Here is a 15,085-nt window from a genome sequence, read left to right as displayed (position 1 = left end):
TCTAACCCTCTCTCACGGGCCAGCGCACTGCACCGCAAGCTCCGTGAGGTGCCTCACAAGCCCGGCGTTTATGTGATCCGCGACCGGTTCGCCAAGATCATCTACGTCGGGAAGGCCCGTGATCTGCGCCGCCGTCTCTCTAACTATTTCACCCCATCCAGCCGGAACCGGGTGGATCTGAAGACTCGGGCCCTGATTGACAGCACGGCCGACTATGAATGGCATCTCGTCAAGAGCGATGCCGAGGCGGTGCTCTTCGAGGGAAAGCTAATCAAGGAATGGCGCCCGAAGTACAACATCAGCTTCCGGGATGACAAGCGCTTCATCATGGTTAGAGTGCAGGTGGCGGATGCGATTCCTCGCTTTGAATTGGTGCGCTTCCGAAAAGAAGATGGTGCCCGCTACTTCGGCCCCTTTGCCAATGCCGGCGCCCTCCGCACCTCACTGCAAGCCATCAAGAAGCAGTTTGGCCTCCGCTCCTGCCGTCCGCTGGAGCCCACCGAGAGGGATTTCAAGCATTGCCTCGACCATGTCATCAAGAACTGCTCGGCACCCTGCATCGCGCGTATCTCGCGCGAGGAGTACAAGATTCGCGTTGAGAAGGCCTGCGAGGTGCTTGAGGGAAAATCGAGGGAGATGACCGCCTCGCTGGAAGAGGAAATGGAAAAGGCCGCCGAGAAGCTTGATTTCGAGAAGGCAGCCTCGCTTCGCAACCTCCTGAAGGATCTCCGCGAAACCAGCAAGCCGATGCGGCGCTTCACCCGCAAATCACTCCCTAACAGCATTAACCCCCGAGAAGATGTCACCGAGCTCAGCGACGCGCTCGGACTGGCTCGTCCCCCGCGTACCATGGAGTGCTTCGATATTTCGAATATCTCCGACAATCACATCGTTGCCTCGATGGTCCGCTTCCGCGACGGCGTGCCGGAGCGTGAAAGCTACCGCCGCTACCGCATCACGTCCACCAAGGGTCAGAATGATTTTGCCAGCATGGCGGAGGTGATCCGACGTCGTTACAAGCGCCTCCTCCAAGAAGCGCTCAAGACGGCACCGGAACTGGCTGATTCTCAGGAAATCCCTACCGAAGCACTCGATAGGTTGGGCAGATCTGGCAATGAAGGGAGTCGCCTCCCAGATCTTATCATCGTCGATGGCGGCAAGGGCCAGCTCGGCATGGCCTGCCGGGAGCTTCAGACTCTGGGACTCCACGACCAGCCGGTGATCGGCCTAGCCAAGGAATTCGAAGAGATCTACCGGCCCGGTGAATCAGCCCCTCTCCGCCTCGACAAAGACTCGGGTGCACTGAAACTCCTACAGCGGATCCGAGACGAGGCCCATCGCGTCGCCAACGGCTACAATGAGCTCCTCCTGCGGCGGCGCATCTCCGAGAGTGCCCTTGATGATGTCCCCGGTGTCAGCGAGGCAAAGAAAAAGGCGCTTCTCAACCGCTTCGGCAGCATCTCTCGGATTAAGAAGACAACACCCGATGCCTTGGCTGAGATTTCAGGTGTCAGCAAAGAGCTGGCTGAGAGAATCCTTTCCGCTCTGAATCAGAAATCCGCGAAGAGAGTTTGAGAGACGTTTACTCCTCCAAGTGACGGTTACGCATGGCGTCGTACCGGCGTGCTTTGCTCGGTTGGTTCTGGCGCTCCCTTCGTTCGAGAGTCATCTGGCGTTTCTGTCGGCTGAGCCTGAGTTTTTCGATTTCCTCCTCCAGCTTGAGAAATCCCTCGAGCCGCGAGAGTTCCATCTTCCCCTCTGCCATCGCCGCACGGATCGCGCAGCCCGCGTGGGGACCGTGCCGGCAGTTGTCGAATCGGCATTTTCCGGCCAGCTCCACGATGTCCGCAAACTGCTCGCGGAGCGTCGCCTCATCTGTCCACATGTGGACCTCCTTGATGCCGGGGTTATCGATGATGATCCCGCCGCCCCGCAGCACCATGAGTTCGCGGGCCGTGGTGGTGTGCCGTCCTTTTCCGGTGCTTTCGTTGACCTCGTCGGTAAACTGGTAGTCACCACCAAGCAGGTAATTGATCACTGAGGATTTTCCCGTCCCGCTGGATCCGATAAACGTGATGGAAACGCCCGGCTTCAGATAAGCCTTCAGCGCCTTGAGGCTGCTCTTTTTCTTTAAGCTAGTGACATGCACTTCCGCCTCCGGATTCTGGGTGCGGATGGCTTCCGCGGCCGCCAGATTCTCCTCTTCAGAGAAAAGGTCGGCCTTGTTGACCAGCACCACCGCTTTGGCCCGACTGCGGCCAATGATCGCGAAGTACCGTTCCATCCTTCGGAGATTGAAGTCGGGTCCCGCATCGGTAACCACGACGACGATCTGGATGTTGGAGGCGATCACCTGTTCCTCCATGCGCTTCCCAGATGCTTTCCGGGAGAAGCAGGTTTGCCGGGAAAGCCTTGCCCGGATGATATGTTCGTTGTTCTCGTCCCCGACCTCGAGCGCCACCCAGTCGCCGACGGCGGGCAGCTCCGCATCCGAGGCGGCATCATGGTAGACCTTACCGCCCATCACCACTTCCAGCTCACGGCCATCTCCCATAAGGGCGCCGTAGGTGATCTTATTGTCGCGGATCAGACGGGCCGGTTCCCAGCCCTTTCCATCAAATGCGGAGAACTCTTCCGCGAAGGCCTCGTTCCAGCCCAGATCCTCGAGCGTCATGCAGAGGTTTCTGATTTTTCTGCGAGTGCGTCACCGATCAGATTGAGGATTTCCTTACGACCCTGCTGATCCTTCGAAGAACTCAGCACATAGGTCGGCTCCTCCTCGGTGATCTCGCGCATGCTGACCAGGAAAGTCTCGATGTTTTTCTGGACTGCCCCTTTGGAGAGTGTGTCTGTCTTGGTAAAGGCCAGGATCAGAGGCAGGCCACATCCGACCATCCAGTTCAGAAATTCCAGATCCATAGCCTGGGGGCTGAGCCGGGAATCGATCAGCACGAAGGTTCCACGGAGGTTGGGGCGGTGTTGCAGATAGTCCGAGACGAAGGCGCTGAATTTACCCCGCTCCTTCTTGCCGACCTTCGCGTAGCCGTAGCCTGGCAGATCGACCAGGTTCCAGGTGTTGTTGATCGTGAAGAAGTTGATCAGCTGTGTTTTGCCCGGGACCTGCGAGACCTTAGCCAGCCCCTGCGAGCGGGTCAGCATATTGATGAGCGACGATTTTCCGACATTCGAGCGGCCGATCAGCGCGAATTCCGGCAGGGCTGATTCCGGGCATGATGCTAGATCGGGAGAACTCGCCTTGAAAGCCGCGGTGAGGATCTTCACGGTTCCCGGCGATGATGAGGTGCCGAAGAGGGTCTCTTCACCCGGTTTCCGGCAGATGCCATGATCTCCACATAGACTTCATCCACGCCCGCCAGAGCGACAGACTCCACTGCCTTCGGAACCTCAGGCAGTGGGATTGAGGTGGCGGTCCCGCTGTCGGATCCGACCTTGCATGCGAAATCCCAGACATCGAACTCCGGAGGCAATGTCTTTCGCCTCTCACGCTTCACATACTTGGTGATCTCAAGCTTGATCGCATCCAGAACCCTCGGGGCTTCCTTGCCCGGAACATGGAGTGGAAAAGTTTTTTTCATCTATTTCTCAGCCTACCACAGGTACCCACATACGAGTGAGTTAAAAGCTGGAGCCGCTTGCCGGATTATCCCTCCCTGCGGTAGGGCTCTGGATCATGGCTTCGCGAATTCTAGTCCAAACAATACATGACCTCTACTGCTTGCCGGATGTCCCCTCTTTCGCGGGGTGCTACAGTGTGGCTTTCGCCAAAAAGGTTTGCCGCTAATCGCGGCATGGTGATCAATACGTGCCCATGGGAATGGGCCGGATAGACTGTAGCAGGAGCGAGCGAGTCAAACCTCGGTTCGACTCCGGCGCTCCATCAAACTCTTTCAGAGCTGATGGAGCCGCTTGCCGGATTCGAACCGGCGACCCTCTCATTACGAATGAGATGCTCTACCAACTGAGCTAAAGCGGCGTCGCAAACTGACGAACTGGAAAATAACGGATTTCCAAACCATGGCAAGATCGGGCGCTCAGGCGCCTACTAGACTGACTCCGAAATCTTCACTCCCCGGCGCTTCAGGATCCGCCCGATAGCCGCGCGGACATCCTCATCTCGGATTTTCTCCATCTCCCCGTGAAGTTGCTTGGGTTGGTCTGGGTTCAACTCGGAACGGGGGAGCTCGATCACCTCATGTCCATCGCTCAAATCCGTTGGGCCAAATCCGCTCGCAGGACTTGAATGATGCAGCAGGGCAAGCGTGGGGCACCCGACTGCGATTCCCAGGTGCATGACGCCGGTGTCCGTACTTACGAGCATGACGGCACGGGTCAATAATGCCGCTGTTTCCTCCAATGTCGTTTTGCTACACAGGTTGATCACCCAAGGGCATGCCTCCTCGATTGCTGCTGCGGTGGCCTCATTATCCTTGCCCCCCGTCAGGATGACTTTGAGATCGCTGACTTCAGCTAGCCACCGGATGGTCCGGACATAAGACTCCACGGGCCAGTTCCTCCATGACAATGTCCTTCCCCCACCCGTCTGGAAGATGAGAAAAGGCGTCTGGACCCAAGCCTGAAACCTGTTCTCGATCCCGCTGAGGTCTTCGGGTTTCGGAGCATAAACCATCTTGGGCAATTGTTTTATTCCCCCTGCGGCCTCGGCAATAACTGTCCCATGCCTGAGAATATGTTCTCCTTCAGGCATCCTTAAGGAATGAGAGAGCAGGTTCTTGAAATTGCCGGCCCTCCACTCGCCACCGAACAGGGCCTTCCGGTTGATGCAATAGGCAAGCGGAACAACCTCCTCATTGCTCCGCAAGAGAATCACTAGGTCGGGTCGCTGGCGTCGGAATCGCAGAAGCAATCCGATCCAAAGAAACGGGGATTTGCCGTAGGGGACCACCTCGTCTACGTCCGGCGTATGACGGGCAACCGTCATCCTCTTGCGATGAGCGCACACGACGATCCTCGCCTGGGGATAAGAGATCCTCAGGCTCCGAATGGCTGCCGTGTCGAACAGGGCATCCCCGATCCCTGTCGTGCTGAAAATCAAGATCAGCTTGGGATCCTTGGGAAGATCGCCCCGAGTCGGCGGAAAAATCGCCGCAAGCACCCGGAATGTGGATTCCGTGATGAACTGGATGAAACGCTTCCACATGGATTCAGTACTATGGGTTCTCAACTGCGACTGAATCAAGCCCCTGGGAAGGTGCGAGGCAATAGGTGGAAAATACTCTCAAGTCTCGACTTGAGGCCCGCAATCCCATTACGTACAATTCCTACTACTTGGAGGGGTGGTAGAGCGGTTTATTGCACCAGTCTTGAAAACTGGAGAGGTCACAAGCCTCCGTGGGTTCAAATCCCACCCCCTCCGCCATCTTTTGAAAGGGGTGGCGAAACTAGGGTTTCTGCAGACCTACCGCGAAAGATCTCCCTGAGTCAGGATCTGATACCCCTCCCCTTGCAGGACGGTCGATGCGCATTCGTTGTCATCCACATGGAGGACCAGCAGGGCCTTGCCGCGGGGGCGCACAAGCAGGGGATAGCTGAAGAGGAGATTCACTTCGGCCATCAGCAAACAATTCAGCACACGCCCCAGATCCGCGGCTCCCTCGGCCAGTTCCACGACCAGCACAGTGGTCTCGACATAGGCAATATCCCGCTCATGCAACAACTTACCCACCAGCACGGGATCGCTGACGATCATGCGGGCAATGGCGGACTCGGCGGAATCCACAATGCTGAAGGCCAAAACAATGACTCCCTTCTGCTCGAAGAACTTCACCACCTCAAGAAGGGCCCCCACCTTGTTGTGAAGGAATATCGAGAAGTGCTTCACGGGAACTCCCGTGACGGTTTCCTTGGTGGCTGGTGAGGGCGAGGACATGGGATTATTTGTAGCAGTAGACCAGAGAAAAATCGAGAGGCCCTTCGGTTGGGCCTTTCATACCCTCCACTCCGATAAAGTACTTCCCGCTTTGAGTCGGCGCAACTCCCGTGGCACTCCGTGTCCCCTCGGCATTGGCCGTATTGTGCCAGAGTTCACTTTTTATGGGCTTTCCGGAGGCATCATAGACCGTGACGTGCAGCAAGGCCCCGGTCGTCGGGGAGGCCGCCACAAACCAATAATTCTCTCCGGCAAAGAGCGTCACCTGAAGGAAGAGGGGCATTCCCTTGGAGAGAGTGCCGCTCCACTCACCGTCACGGATTCTGAACCCGTCGTTCTCAAAAGCCCCGGCCGTTTCCAAAGCCAGCCTGCGGGGGTCCATCGAAATCGGTTCAACCACCTTCAGGAGTGAAGGAAGAGCATCCTGTGCCATCATCCTTCCAGTAAAAACCAACACTAGGAGTACCTGCAGGAGCAGTCGTTCCTTCCTCATGATTTGGAGGGGGTAGGCCCCGGAAGGGGCGAAGGAATCGTCGAGGGGGCTTTCATCGAGGAGCTCAGGATCGCCTTCACCACAGCCGAGCAATCGTCATGAATCTTAGTGTAGTTTTTACGCTGGGTGTCCGTCTTGGTATCTTGAGTCTCAAGCAAGGAGGCCGCTGTTTCCATAGTGCGCTTTACCGCCGGTACAAGGGCCCCTCTCTTCATACGATCGGGAAGCGAGTCGAGTTCCGTGGCGAGCCTTCGGGCTAGTTCTGGCTGATAAAGCGCCCCGGCCCCCTGAAGAGAATCACTGGAAAGCACGACGCCGGTGGCGACTTCCAGGCCTCTCAGCCATGCGGCGGCGGAGGTAAGAACGACCAGATCGCGGTCTTTCTGCCCCATCATGGTGTTTTTAACCTCGTTCTCGGTGGCCTCCAGCTCATCGGCAAGAGCGTCCCAATTGTTGTTATCGGCAAATTCTATGAGACTGTTTCCCCTCCCGAGCAGGCTCTGGCTGACACCTAGCGACTTGGCAAGGGCCATCAACTCTCTGCCGACATTCTTCACCTGTTGGCCGTCCTGAGCCTCCACCGCGACATAGCCGTTGGCCGTGAGAACGCCGACGGCTAGGGCAAGCTGAGGACGCTCAGTGGTTACCGGCGCGGTGGCGGGCGTGACAAGGGTGGCCCAATTGGGTCTGCAGGCCTTGTTTAGCGCGGCAAAGACCTCGCCAGGAGATGGCACACTCAGCGCGTCCAGGAAAACGGCGGCCTTCTTCTGCGGCTCCGTCATGTGGGCATTCACAGGATCCATGGATTGGGCTCCGTGGCAACCGATGGCCATCAGCGCCAGAACGCCAAAATGTCTGCCAGTCAGCATGATTTCTAGATACACCAGATGACCGCATGTTGCCAGAACCGAACAACTCCCCCTCATTCGAGAGGAGCAATATTATCCGCCGCACCGACCTGCCGATCGAGGAACTGCGCGAAGGAATCATCTCCGAACTGACCCGTGGCAACCGCGTGATCGTGGAAGCTCCCACGGGTTCGGGAAAATCGACCCAGATACCCCAGATGCTGCTCGATGCGGGGATTTTGGGCTCTGGTCGCGCTGTGATCCTTCAGCCAAGAAGGCTTGCCGCTCGCATGCTTGCCGCCCGTGTCGCCCATGAACGCAATGGTCGTGTCGGCGACGAGGTCGGTTACCGCATCAGGCTGGATGATGCCTCGAGCTCCGCAACACGACTCCTCTTTGTCACAGAGGGTATTCTCGTCCGACAGATGCTGGGTGATCCCGATCTGCACGGGGTGAGCGCCCTTCTCTTTGACGAGTTCCATGAGAGGCACCTCTACAGTGACATCTCGCTGGCTCAGGCGCTGGAGCTCCAGGCGACTCGGCGACCCGATCTGAAGATCATCGTCATGTCGGCGACCTTGGATACCTCCGCGCTGGCCGAATATCTGCAACCCTGCGCTGTGCTCCGCTCCGGGGGACGGACCCATCCCGTCGATATCGAATACCTCACCCGGGATCCCGGAGAGGAGAAGCCTTGGGATCTCGCCGCCGAGGCTGCCGAGAGCATGCTGAAGAAGACCACCGGCAACCTCCTAGTCTTCATGCCGGGCACCTATGAGATCTCGCGGACCATCTCGACGCTGAGGGTACGGCTGCCAGCAACGATTGCCGCCCTGCCCCTTCACGGGGAACTCACTCCCGCCGACCAGGATGCGGCGGTCTCGTCGGGCGGCAGCCGCAAGGTGATCGTGGCGACCAACGTGGCGGAAACCTCCCTGACCATCGATGGGGTCACCGGCGTCATCGACAGCGGCCTGGCCCGTATCGCGAGTTTCGATCCCCGGCGCGGCATCAATACACTCCTGATCGAGAAGATCAGTCGCGCCTCGGCCGATCAGCGTGCGGGCCGGGCAGGACGCACAGCACCCGGGGTCTGTCTCCGTCTCTGGACCGAGCGTGACCATGCGCGGCGCATACCCCGCGAGGCTCCGGAGATCCATCGCGTCGACCTGAGTGAGGTTCTCCTCACGCTCAAGGCCGCTGGATTCGCTTCCATGGATGCCATCCGCTGGCTGGATGCTCCCAAGGATCAAGCACTGACCCGAGCTGAAACACTCCTGCGTGATCTCGGGGCACTCGATCACGACGGAGAAATCACTCCGATGGGACGCCGGATGCTGGCCTTCCCCACGCATCCCAGATATGCCCGCATGCTTTTGGCGGCCCAAGAGTACGGCTGTGTCCGCGCCGTGGCCCTGATGGCGGCCTTGACCCAGTCGCGCCCGTTGTTACTCCGCACAGACCGCAAGACGGAAGAGGAGCGTCAAGATCTCTTCGGCGGTGGAGGCTCCGACTTCCTGGTAATGGCCCGTGCCTTCCGCTGGGCTGAGAAGAATGATTTTCGCGCAGACCGCTGCCGCCAACTCGCCGTCCATGGCGATGCCGCGCGGCAGACGGCCAAGATCTTCGAGCAGTTCCTTCGACTTGCAGAGAATCAAGGACTTGATGTCGACGCCCCAGCCGCCCCTGACGAGGCATTGGCCCGCTGTATTCTGGCCGGTTTCGCCGACCAGGTCGCCCGTCGGCGAGGCGCTGGTACAAATCTCTGCGACATCGTCCATGGACGCCGAGGACTGCTTAGCAAGGAGAGTGCCGCAGCAGAAAGCCGGCTTGTCGTTGCCGCTGAAATCAGCGAGATCGGCCAGGGAAGCGGCGATGTCCGTGTCCAGCTCTCGATGGTGACCTCCATCGACGAGCAGATGCTGAGGGATCTCTTCCCGAACGAATTCATAGACAGGAACGACTACTTCTTCGACACATCCACCAACCGTGTCGTGAAGCGCACCGAGAAAGTCTTCCGCGATCTCGTGCTGGAGTCTGTCCATCGCGATGCCCAGCCATGCGAGGAAGCCTCCAGCGTCTTGGCTGCCGCTCTGGCCGAGGGGGATCTTCCCCTCCCCACGTGGAAGGAAGAGACCGAAGAGTGGATGCAGCGGGTGCAATGGCTGGCCCACCACCACCCGGACCTCGAACTCCCGACATTCGATGAGACAGAACGCCAACTCGCTCTTGAGGAGTGGTGCAGGGGAGCCGTGGGCTACCGTGAAGTGAAAGATAAACCGGCTCTCCCAGCTCTCCAGTCGCTGCTGACTCCAGGCCAGCGCTCCGCCCTTGAACGCCTCGCTCCCGACCGCCATGAGCTGCCCGGAGGGCGCAAGGCACGACTACTCTACAAAGCAACCGGTCAGGTCACCATGAGCGCCCTGATCCAGGATCTCTACGGCGTGACCTCAGCTCCGAAACTCGCGGGAGGGAAAGCCGAAGTGACGATCGAAATCTTGGCCCCCAATCGCCGTCCCATTCAGATTACCAAAGATCTCAACTCCTTCTGGAAAGAGACCTATCCGAAGATCAAGCCGGAGCTTTCACGCCGCTACCCCAAGCATAAGTGGCTGTAAGCCACAGAAGGATGAAAGCTGAAACTTGAAACCTGAGTAAAAACTTAAAATCGGATGGCATTTGTAACCTGCAGCCCTTTCAGGTTTCAGGTCTCAAGTTTCATCCTTTGCTACAAGTCAGTTCGAGGTCTTCGGGAACTGGGGCGGGTTCTGGACATAATCCGAATCCGACTTCTTTACGGAACTGTCACCCGTCATCTTCTCTTGAGACCAGGTGGCGGCTCCCGAGATGTCTTCCCCAACTCCCTTGAAGGTGTTGCATCCGGCAAGCATGAGAGGAGCCACGATCAGGGGAAGGAGCAGCAGAGTTTTCATGGTAAGATCCATATCCCCAGGCGTACTGCTTGTCATCCCATTTTCTACTCACAGGGATAAAAGGGATTAAGGGGATAGGTGTAAGATGGCGAAATCGTAATATTAGCCCAGATCCAAAGCCCGTAGCGATTCCGTAGCGACCTGCCAATTCGAGTTGTTCAGCAACCCCAACATCCCATTTTCTGGAAAAGGACCGCACTGAAAATCCCTTGCCCAAGTCTTCACTCAACATCCATCACCTTCATCCCCTTGATCCCCGTGAATTCTATTTCTTAACTCTGTCGATCAGCTCCTGAAACGGCTCATACTCACCCGCATAGAACGGATATCCCTCACCCTCAGATCCTTCCGAACCCTTAGGCCGGTAGCGCCAGTGTTTGTAGCTCCAGAGCCAGAGTTCAGGGTGAGTATGGAGACCCGGTTCCAAGGCGTCCCAGCAGGCTTGGGCAATCTGGGCGGGCGTGGTTTCCGCAGTCACGGGAAGCTCGGGCAGATAGCGAACGATATAGCCACCATCCTTTCGCGGGAGGCATTCCACGGGGACAAGGGCTGACCCGGTCCTTAGGGCAAGTTCCGCCGGCAGTCGGGTCACCGGAGTCAGGAGGCGCCCGAACTGTCGGATCACAACAGGTCCCTCACTCGGTTTAAGATTCAGGTCGATCAGCATCCCCATTTTTCCCCCATCCTTGAGATAACGGATGGTCCTTAGCATGGCTCCCTTCTGGGGCATGATCTCCTGGCCGAGAGCGGATCGCCATCCGTCGAAGAGAGGGCCGAGTAGCGGATTCTTTAGGTTCTGGGCGATGACCGGGAAATTTCCAAAATGCCGACAGGTGATCTGACTGAGCCACTCGAAGTTCCCTGCATGAAGGCAGAAATAGAGAGCAGGCCTTCCCTCGACACCATGGGAGGGCATCGGATCGAGTCCCTCGGTGGTGATGATCTCGTCCAATACTTCCTTCGAGAGATTCGAGGACCAGAGAAGCTCAAGAGCCGTTCGAGCAAAGACGCCGTAGGATTTTCTTCCGATACAATCATACTCTGCCTCCGAATAGCGCTCTCCGAAAGCTGAGCGCAGATTCGCAATGGTCACCTCACGGCGGTGAGCGTCCAAGGAGTAGAAGAGTGATCCGACGAAATTTGCGAGCGGGGGGATCACTCTCCATGGCAGAAGGCATACCAAAGCAGAAGCCAACCTGAGGCCCCAATATTCCAGGCGATAGCGCTGACGCTTCCAAAAAGGGAAGGCTCTCAAGCCAACAGCCTGTCCGGATGTAGTCATGTAGCGGAATCGCCAATTCCCTCAACCGACATTTCCAATCTCGGGAAGACCGGCTTGGGTTCGCCACATCGGTATCCCTCGGGTAATGCGGTGATTGCTAATCCCACGAGCTCCAAGGCAGGAAGAGCAATCTGGCGTAGGATCTCGGTGGCGGCCTCCGGAGCTACAGGTAAGAGGAGCGTTGCAGCGGTGCGGGCCGAGAGGATAAGAGTGGAAAGCACGGCATCAAGCCTGTCGGCCTGTTCCGGATCCTTGGCGAGCTTCCAAGGCGCTGCGGAATCCACCAGGGCATTCGCCCTATTCACCAAGTCGACCATGGTCTCGATTCCGGCATGGATCTGGGTGGCATTCATCTGAGCGACAAAGACCTTCACTGACTCGGCATCAGCAGCCAGATGGGCGGCTAGGTCCGTAGGAAGAGCCACCTGCTTTGGCGATCCCTCGCGGTAGCGATGGGTCATGCTCAGGGTCCGGTTCACGAGATTACCGAGGCCGTTCCCCAGCTCGGTATTATGACGCAGGATTAGACGCTCCTCGCTAAAGTCGGCATCGCGCCCCATGACGGCATCGCGCATGAGATAATACCGAAGTGCGGTAACTCCATAGGTCTCCACCAGCGCGGCGGGATCAACCACGTTTCCGGTGCTCTTGCTAACCTTCTCGCCGCGCAGGCTCCAGAAGCCGTGAACCAGCAGATGCGGCATCCGATCATCGCTGAACCCCATGGCATGCAGCATGCAGGGCCAGTAGACGCCGTGGGCTGGGATCAGAATGTCCTTGCCGATCACGTGATGGTCGGCGGGCCAGAGCGTGTCGAAAGCAACCTGGCCCTCTTCTACCTCAACACCATAACCGGCAAAGCTGATGTAGTTGATCAAGGCATCGAACCAGACATAGGTGACAAAGCCGGAATCGAACGGCAGCTCGATCCCCCACTCCAGGCGGCTCTTAGGACGCGAGATGCAGAGGTCCCCTGTGATCTTCGCAGCAGCATTCTTCAGCTCGGTCTGACGGAAGTCAGGGGTGACGAAATCCTTGCGGCTCTCCAGGAAGCTATGGAGCCACTCGGAGCACTTCGAGAGACGGAAGTACCAGTTCTCTTCGTTCAGCAGGACGACCTCGCCCCATTCGGGTCCGAACTCTCCGTCGGGCCCCCGCTCCTTGTCGGTCAGGAACTGCTCCTGACGGACGCTGTAGTGGCCGCTGTAAGTCGCCTTGTAGAGCCAATCGCGCTCCTTGAGATCCTGGAGAATGCGCTGGACCGCCGCCTTGTGCAGAGGGGCCGTCGTTGCCGCCCAGGCGTCGTAGGAAATACCCAGCGTTTTCCAGAGTGTGAGGAATTTCTCGGAAACCCTGTCGGCGAATTCCTGGGGAGGAATTCCTTCACGTTCGGCACTCTGCTGGACTTTCTGGCCGTGCTGGTCGACCCCTGTCAAAAAGAAGACCTCCCGCCCCCTCTGGCGCTGATAGCGGGCCAGCACATCGGCCAAGATCTTCTCGTACGCATGGCCGACATGGGGCGGTGCGTTGGTGTAATCGATCGCGGTGGTGATGAAGAATGGTTTCATGGAGCGGGTGATTCGGCAGACGGCTCAACTCTACCCTCTTCTTTGGCGATCTTGCCACCCCAGGAAAGGATCCTAGCTTTCACGCCGGCAGACTCAGCCTCGGCGATCTGGTGGTTGCGCACATAAAACATGGAAAGACTCGACCACGCTAGCTGGTCATTGGGTTGGAGTTGCGTCGCCTTCAGGCCCGCCTCTATGGCCTCTGGGAAGCGGCCCGTTTTCATGAGGGCCATCCCCAAGGCATGCCATCCGTCAAAGAACAGTGGGTCGATCTCGATGCAGCGACGGTATTTTTCCACGGCAGCCTCGAGTTCCCCCACGGCGACATCCCCGCTGGCCTCATCAAAAAGGTCAAGGAGGGTCGCAGCGTCACCACTCTCGGGCTGAGTTTCAGGCATGAAAACTTCTAAGCCCCTCCGCTGGGATTCTTACTGAGGGCCCTGGGCAGCTTGAGAGCCCTGAGCATTCTGCGCACCTTGCGAGTTCCGGGCATCTCGTCCAAGCATCTTGATCTGAGCAGAGGTGCGGGCGGAACGGAGCCAATCCATGTAGAGTAGGTCCTGCTCATTGGAGAGAATCGTCTTGGAAAGCGTGGCTTGGTGCTCTTTCCACTGGGCATCAGTAAGCGGGGTTCGCTTCACTAGGTAGATGGCAACGCCGCCCCAGGGAGCCGGCTGTAGAGAGCCAAGCTGGCCGTCCTTCAGACCAAGACTGGCCGAGGCCAAAGCCTGCTGCTCCTGCGAGTTCTTCTGGTCGGAAGGAGTGACTCCCGCAAGAGCTGTCGTCTTCACACCGCCGGCTTTTGCAGCATCCGCGAAGGATTTTCCAGCAGCCATGTCGGCACGGATCTTATCGAGGGATTTGGAAGCCGAGTCGGCAAGAAGCTTGACCGCTTTTTCTTCTTTCAGATGAGTAATAATCTTTTCGGAAACCTCTGCCAGTTCAAGTTGGCGGACGGGATTCACTCCATCCACGGAAATGACATAGAAGGAATTCCCCTCCTGAATGATGTCGGAAAGCTCGCCTGTCTTCTGGAGACGGAAGGCCGCGGACGCAACGGATAAAGGGATGCCCGAATCCTTTCCCTTCACGCTCCCGTCACGCTGGAGGCCGGTCACTTTCTCGGGTTGCAGGGCAGCCACCTGCTTTGCAGACTTGGCAAAGGCGCTCCCCTTGGAAATCTCGCCACGGATGATCTTTATGGAACTCTCCGCCTGATCCGCCAGCTTCTGCTGTGCAGCGGCCTTTTCCTTGCCGGTGAGTTTTTGCTGCGCGTCAGGCAGGTCGAAGACCACATAGGTCACGTCACGGCTCTCGGGGGAAAGAAGTCCACCCTTGTTCTTGGAATAAAAGGCGGCCACTTCCTCGTTCGGTACTGTGACATTCTTACCAAATGAATCCCGCTCGAAACGCAGCACCTGAGCCGTGATCGGCTGATAGATCCGTGCAGCCTCGCGGACCTGGCCCTCGCCGATGGCCACGGGTGAGCTGATGATCCGATGCAGTTCCCTGACACGCAAGGAATCCCGGACGATCTCCTCCATCTGTCGCTCGGTAAAGCCATTGGGAGCCAACTGATCCTGGATAAAGGCGGCATACTTAGCCGGATCAAAGGTACCGGCAGTCTGAAGAGAAGGGAGTCCCTTGATCACATTGGCAACTGCCTCGTCGGCAGGGTGAATGCCAAGTAACGGAGCTTGGTTGCGGATGACAAAGAGATTCAGAATGAAATCGCTCACGGAGGCCTCCTCATTCTCTCCCATGCCTCCGAGGTCACGGACGAAATCGGTCAAACCCAGGGCTAGAGCAAGACGGTAACCACGTACCTGATGGTCGATTTCGGCACGCTGAACCACGCGACCATAGATCGAGATCACATCATTGGATCCGAACTTTTGAAATTTGTCGGTGGGGTTGTAGAGCCAGATGAAGGCAACGATCGTCAGTATGGCGATCACCAGCATAAGAACCTGTTGATTTTTACGGATGACGGTCAGCATGGGAAATTACGGAAGAGGTTCTGGGTGATGGGTAATCGGGATAAAAACCCGCG

General features: G+C 57.7%; 13 protein-coding genes, 2 tRNA genes and 1 pseudogene. 3 read left to right on the top strand and 13 right to left on the bottom strand.

The window, feature by feature from the left end:
- The first annotated feature begins 48 nt into the window (after window positions 1-48).
- The gene (locus K8R57_02155) at window positions 49-1,575 is read left to right on the top strand and encodes an excinuclease ABC subunit UvrC (GenBank protein ID MCE9587096.1); all 1,527 of its coding nucleotides are present in this window, start codon (window positions 49-51) and stop codon (window positions 1,573-1,575) included.
- A gap of 7 nt (window positions 1,576-1,582) precedes the next feature.
- On the opposite strand, the gene rsgA is transcribed toward K8R57_02155, so the two are convergent.
- The 5 genes from rsgA to K8R57_02130 all read right to left on the bottom strand — a co-directional run bounded on the left by rsgA (window position 1,583) and on the right by K8R57_02130 (window position 5,179).
- A complete protein-coding gene (gene rsgA, locus K8R57_02150; protein MCE9587095.1) occupies window positions 1,583-2,674 on the bottom strand; it encodes a ribosome small subunit-dependent GTPase A in 1,092 nt (363 codons plus the stop codon).
- A complete protein-coding gene (gene yihA / locus K8R57_02145; GenBank protein ID MCE9587094.1) occupies window positions 2,671-3,282 on the bottom strand; it encodes a ribosome biogenesis GTP-binding protein YihA/YsxC in 612 nt (203 codons plus the stop codon). The genes rsgA and yihA overlap by 4 nt, the downstream gene beginning before the upstream one ends.
- Entirely contained in the window at window positions 3,279-3,596 is a 318-nt protein-coding gene (locus K8R57_02140; GenBank protein ID MCE9587093.1) for a DUF6172 family protein, read from the bottom strand. The genes yihA and K8R57_02140 overlap by 4 nt, the downstream gene beginning before the upstream one ends.
- A 322-nt stretch (window positions 3,597-3,918) precedes the next feature.
- Window positions 3,919-3,994, bottom strand: a tRNA-Thr gene (locus tag K8R57_02135).
- Window positions 3,995-4,063: 69 nt separating this feature from the next.
- Window positions 4,064-5,179: a glycosyltransferase family 9 protein gene (locus K8R57_02130; protein MCE9587092.1), complete on the bottom strand. Its 1,116-nt coding sequence runs from the start codon at window positions 5,177-5,179 to the stop codon at window positions 4,064-4,066.
- A 130-nt stretch (window positions 5,180-5,309) separates the two neighbouring features.
- Here K8R57_02130 and K8R57_02125 point away from each other — a divergent pair.
- A tRNA-Ser gene (locus K8R57_02125) sits at window positions 5,310-5,398 on the top strand.
- 39 nt (window positions 5,399-5,437) lie between these two features.
- On the opposite strand, the gene K8R57_02120 is transcribed toward K8R57_02125, so the two are convergent.
- From K8R57_02120 to K8R57_02110, 3 genes are read right to left on the bottom strand one after another with little or no spacing between them, the layout of a single operon-like run.
- Window positions 5,438-5,908, bottom strand: a complete 471-nt coding sequence (locus tag K8R57_02120; protein ID MCE9587091.1) for an acetolactate synthase — start codon at window positions 5,906-5,908, stop codon at window positions 5,438-5,440.
- A 4-nt stretch (window positions 5,909-5,912) separates the two neighbouring features.
- Window positions 5,913-6,401, bottom strand: a complete 489-nt coding sequence (locus K8R57_02115; GenBank protein MCE9587090.1) for a hypothetical protein — start codon at window positions 6,399-6,401, stop codon at window positions 5,913-5,915.
- Window positions 6,398-7,270, bottom strand: a complete 873-nt coding sequence (locus K8R57_02110; protein ID MCE9587089.1) for a hypothetical protein — start codon at window positions 7,268-7,270, stop codon at window positions 6,398-6,400. Before K8R57_02110 ends, K8R57_02115 begins: the two co-directional genes overlap by 4 nt.
- Before the next feature lie 26 nt (window positions 7,271-7,296).
- Here K8R57_02110 and hrpB point away from each other — a divergent pair, with 26 nt between their 5' ends.
- Window positions 7,297-9,867: an ATP-dependent helicase HrpB gene (hrpB, locus tag K8R57_02105; GenBank protein MCE9587088.1), complete on the top strand. Its 2,571-nt coding sequence runs from the start codon at window positions 7,297-7,299 to the stop codon at window positions 9,865-9,867.
- Between the two features lie 219 nt (window positions 9,868-10,086).
- Here hrpB and K8R57_02100 read toward each other — a convergent pair.
- From K8R57_02100 to K8R57_02080, 5 genes and pseudogenes are all read right to left on the bottom strand, one after another.
- Window positions 10,087-10,182, bottom strand: a pseudogene (locus K8R57_02100) (entericidin).
- Window positions 10,183-10,447: 265 nt separating this feature from the next.
- A complete protein-coding gene (locus K8R57_02095) occupies window positions 10,448-11,464 on the bottom strand; it encodes a lysophospholipid acyltransferase family protein (GenBank protein ID MCE9587087.1) in 1,017 nt (338 codons plus the stop codon).
- On the bottom strand, window positions 11,461-13,032 hold the full coding sequence (locus tag K8R57_02090; GenBank protein MCE9587086.1) for a class I tRNA ligase family protein: 1,572 nt from the start codon (window positions 13,030-13,032) through the stop codon (window positions 11,461-11,463). The genes K8R57_02095 and K8R57_02090 overlap by 4 nt, the downstream gene beginning before the upstream one ends.
- Window positions 13,029-13,430 carry a tetratricopeptide repeat protein gene (locus tag K8R57_02085; GenBank protein ID MCE9587085.1) on the bottom strand — a complete coding sequence of 134 codons (402 nt, stop codon included), beginning with the start codon at window positions 13,428-13,430 and terminating at the stop codon, window positions 13,029-13,031. Before K8R57_02085 ends, K8R57_02090 begins: the two co-directional genes overlap by 4 nt.
- 30 nt (window positions 13,431-13,460) lie before the next feature.
- Window positions 13,461-15,032 (bottom strand): peptidyl-prolyl cis-trans isomerase, encoded by a 1,572-nt coding sequence (locus tag K8R57_02080; protein MCE9587084.1) that lies wholly within the window; start codon window positions 15,030-15,032, stop codon window positions 13,461-13,463.
- Between the last annotated feature and the right edge of the window lie 53 nt (window positions 15,033-15,085).

It is taken from the genome of Verrucomicrobiota bacterium (assembly GCA_021413925.1).
Lineage (GTDB): Bacteria > Verrucomicrobiota > Verrucomicrobiia > Chthoniobacterales > UBA6821 > UBA6821.
The sequence above is the reverse complement of the archived record's forward strand: the minus strand, read 5'-3'. Positions and strand labels throughout refer to the sequence as shown.

Excerpts from the sequence above, each read along its gene's own strand:
- rsgA (MCE9587095.1), bottom strand. The coding sequence starts at position 2,674 with ATGACGCTCGAGGATCTGGGCTGGAACGAGGCCTTCGCGGAAGAGTTC.
- K8R57_02140 (MCE9587093.1), bottom strand. The coding sequence starts at position 3,596 with ATGAAAAAAACTTTTCCACTCCATGTTCCGGGCAAGGAAGCCCCGAGG.
- K8R57_02130 (MCE9587092.1), bottom strand. The coding sequence starts at position 5,179 with ATGTGGAAGCGTTTCATCCAGTTCATCACGGAATCCACATTCCGGGTG.
- K8R57_02120 (MCE9587091.1), bottom strand. The coding sequence starts at position 5,908 with ATGTCCTCGCCCTCACCAGCCACCAAGGAAACCGTCACGGGAGTTCCC.
- K8R57_02115 (MCE9587090.1), bottom strand. The coding sequence starts at position 6,401 with ATGAGGAAGGAACGACTGCTCCTGCAGGTACTCCTAGTGTTGGTTTTT.
- K8R57_02110 (MCE9587089.1), bottom strand. The coding sequence starts at position 7,270 with ATGCTGACTGGCAGACATTTTGGCGTTCTGGCGCTGATGGCCATCGGT.
- hrpB (MCE9587088.1), top strand. The coding sequence starts at position 7,297 with ATGTTGCCAGAACCGAACAACTCCCCCTCATTCGAGAGGAGCAATATT.
- K8R57_02095 (MCE9587087.1), bottom strand. The coding sequence starts at position 11,464 with ATGACTACATCCGGACAGGCTGTTGGCTTGAGAGCCTTCCCTTTTTGG.
- K8R57_02090 (MCE9587086.1), bottom strand. The coding sequence starts at position 13,032 with ATGAAACCATTCTTCATCACCACCGCGATCGATTACACCAACGCACCG.
- K8R57_02085 (MCE9587085.1), bottom strand. The coding sequence starts at position 13,430 with ATGCCTGAAACTCAGCCCGAGAGTGGTGACGCTGCGACCCTCCTTGAC.
- K8R57_02080 (MCE9587084.1), bottom strand. The coding sequence starts at position 15,032 with ATGCTGACCGTCATCCGTAAAAATCAACAGGTTCTTATGCTGGTGATC.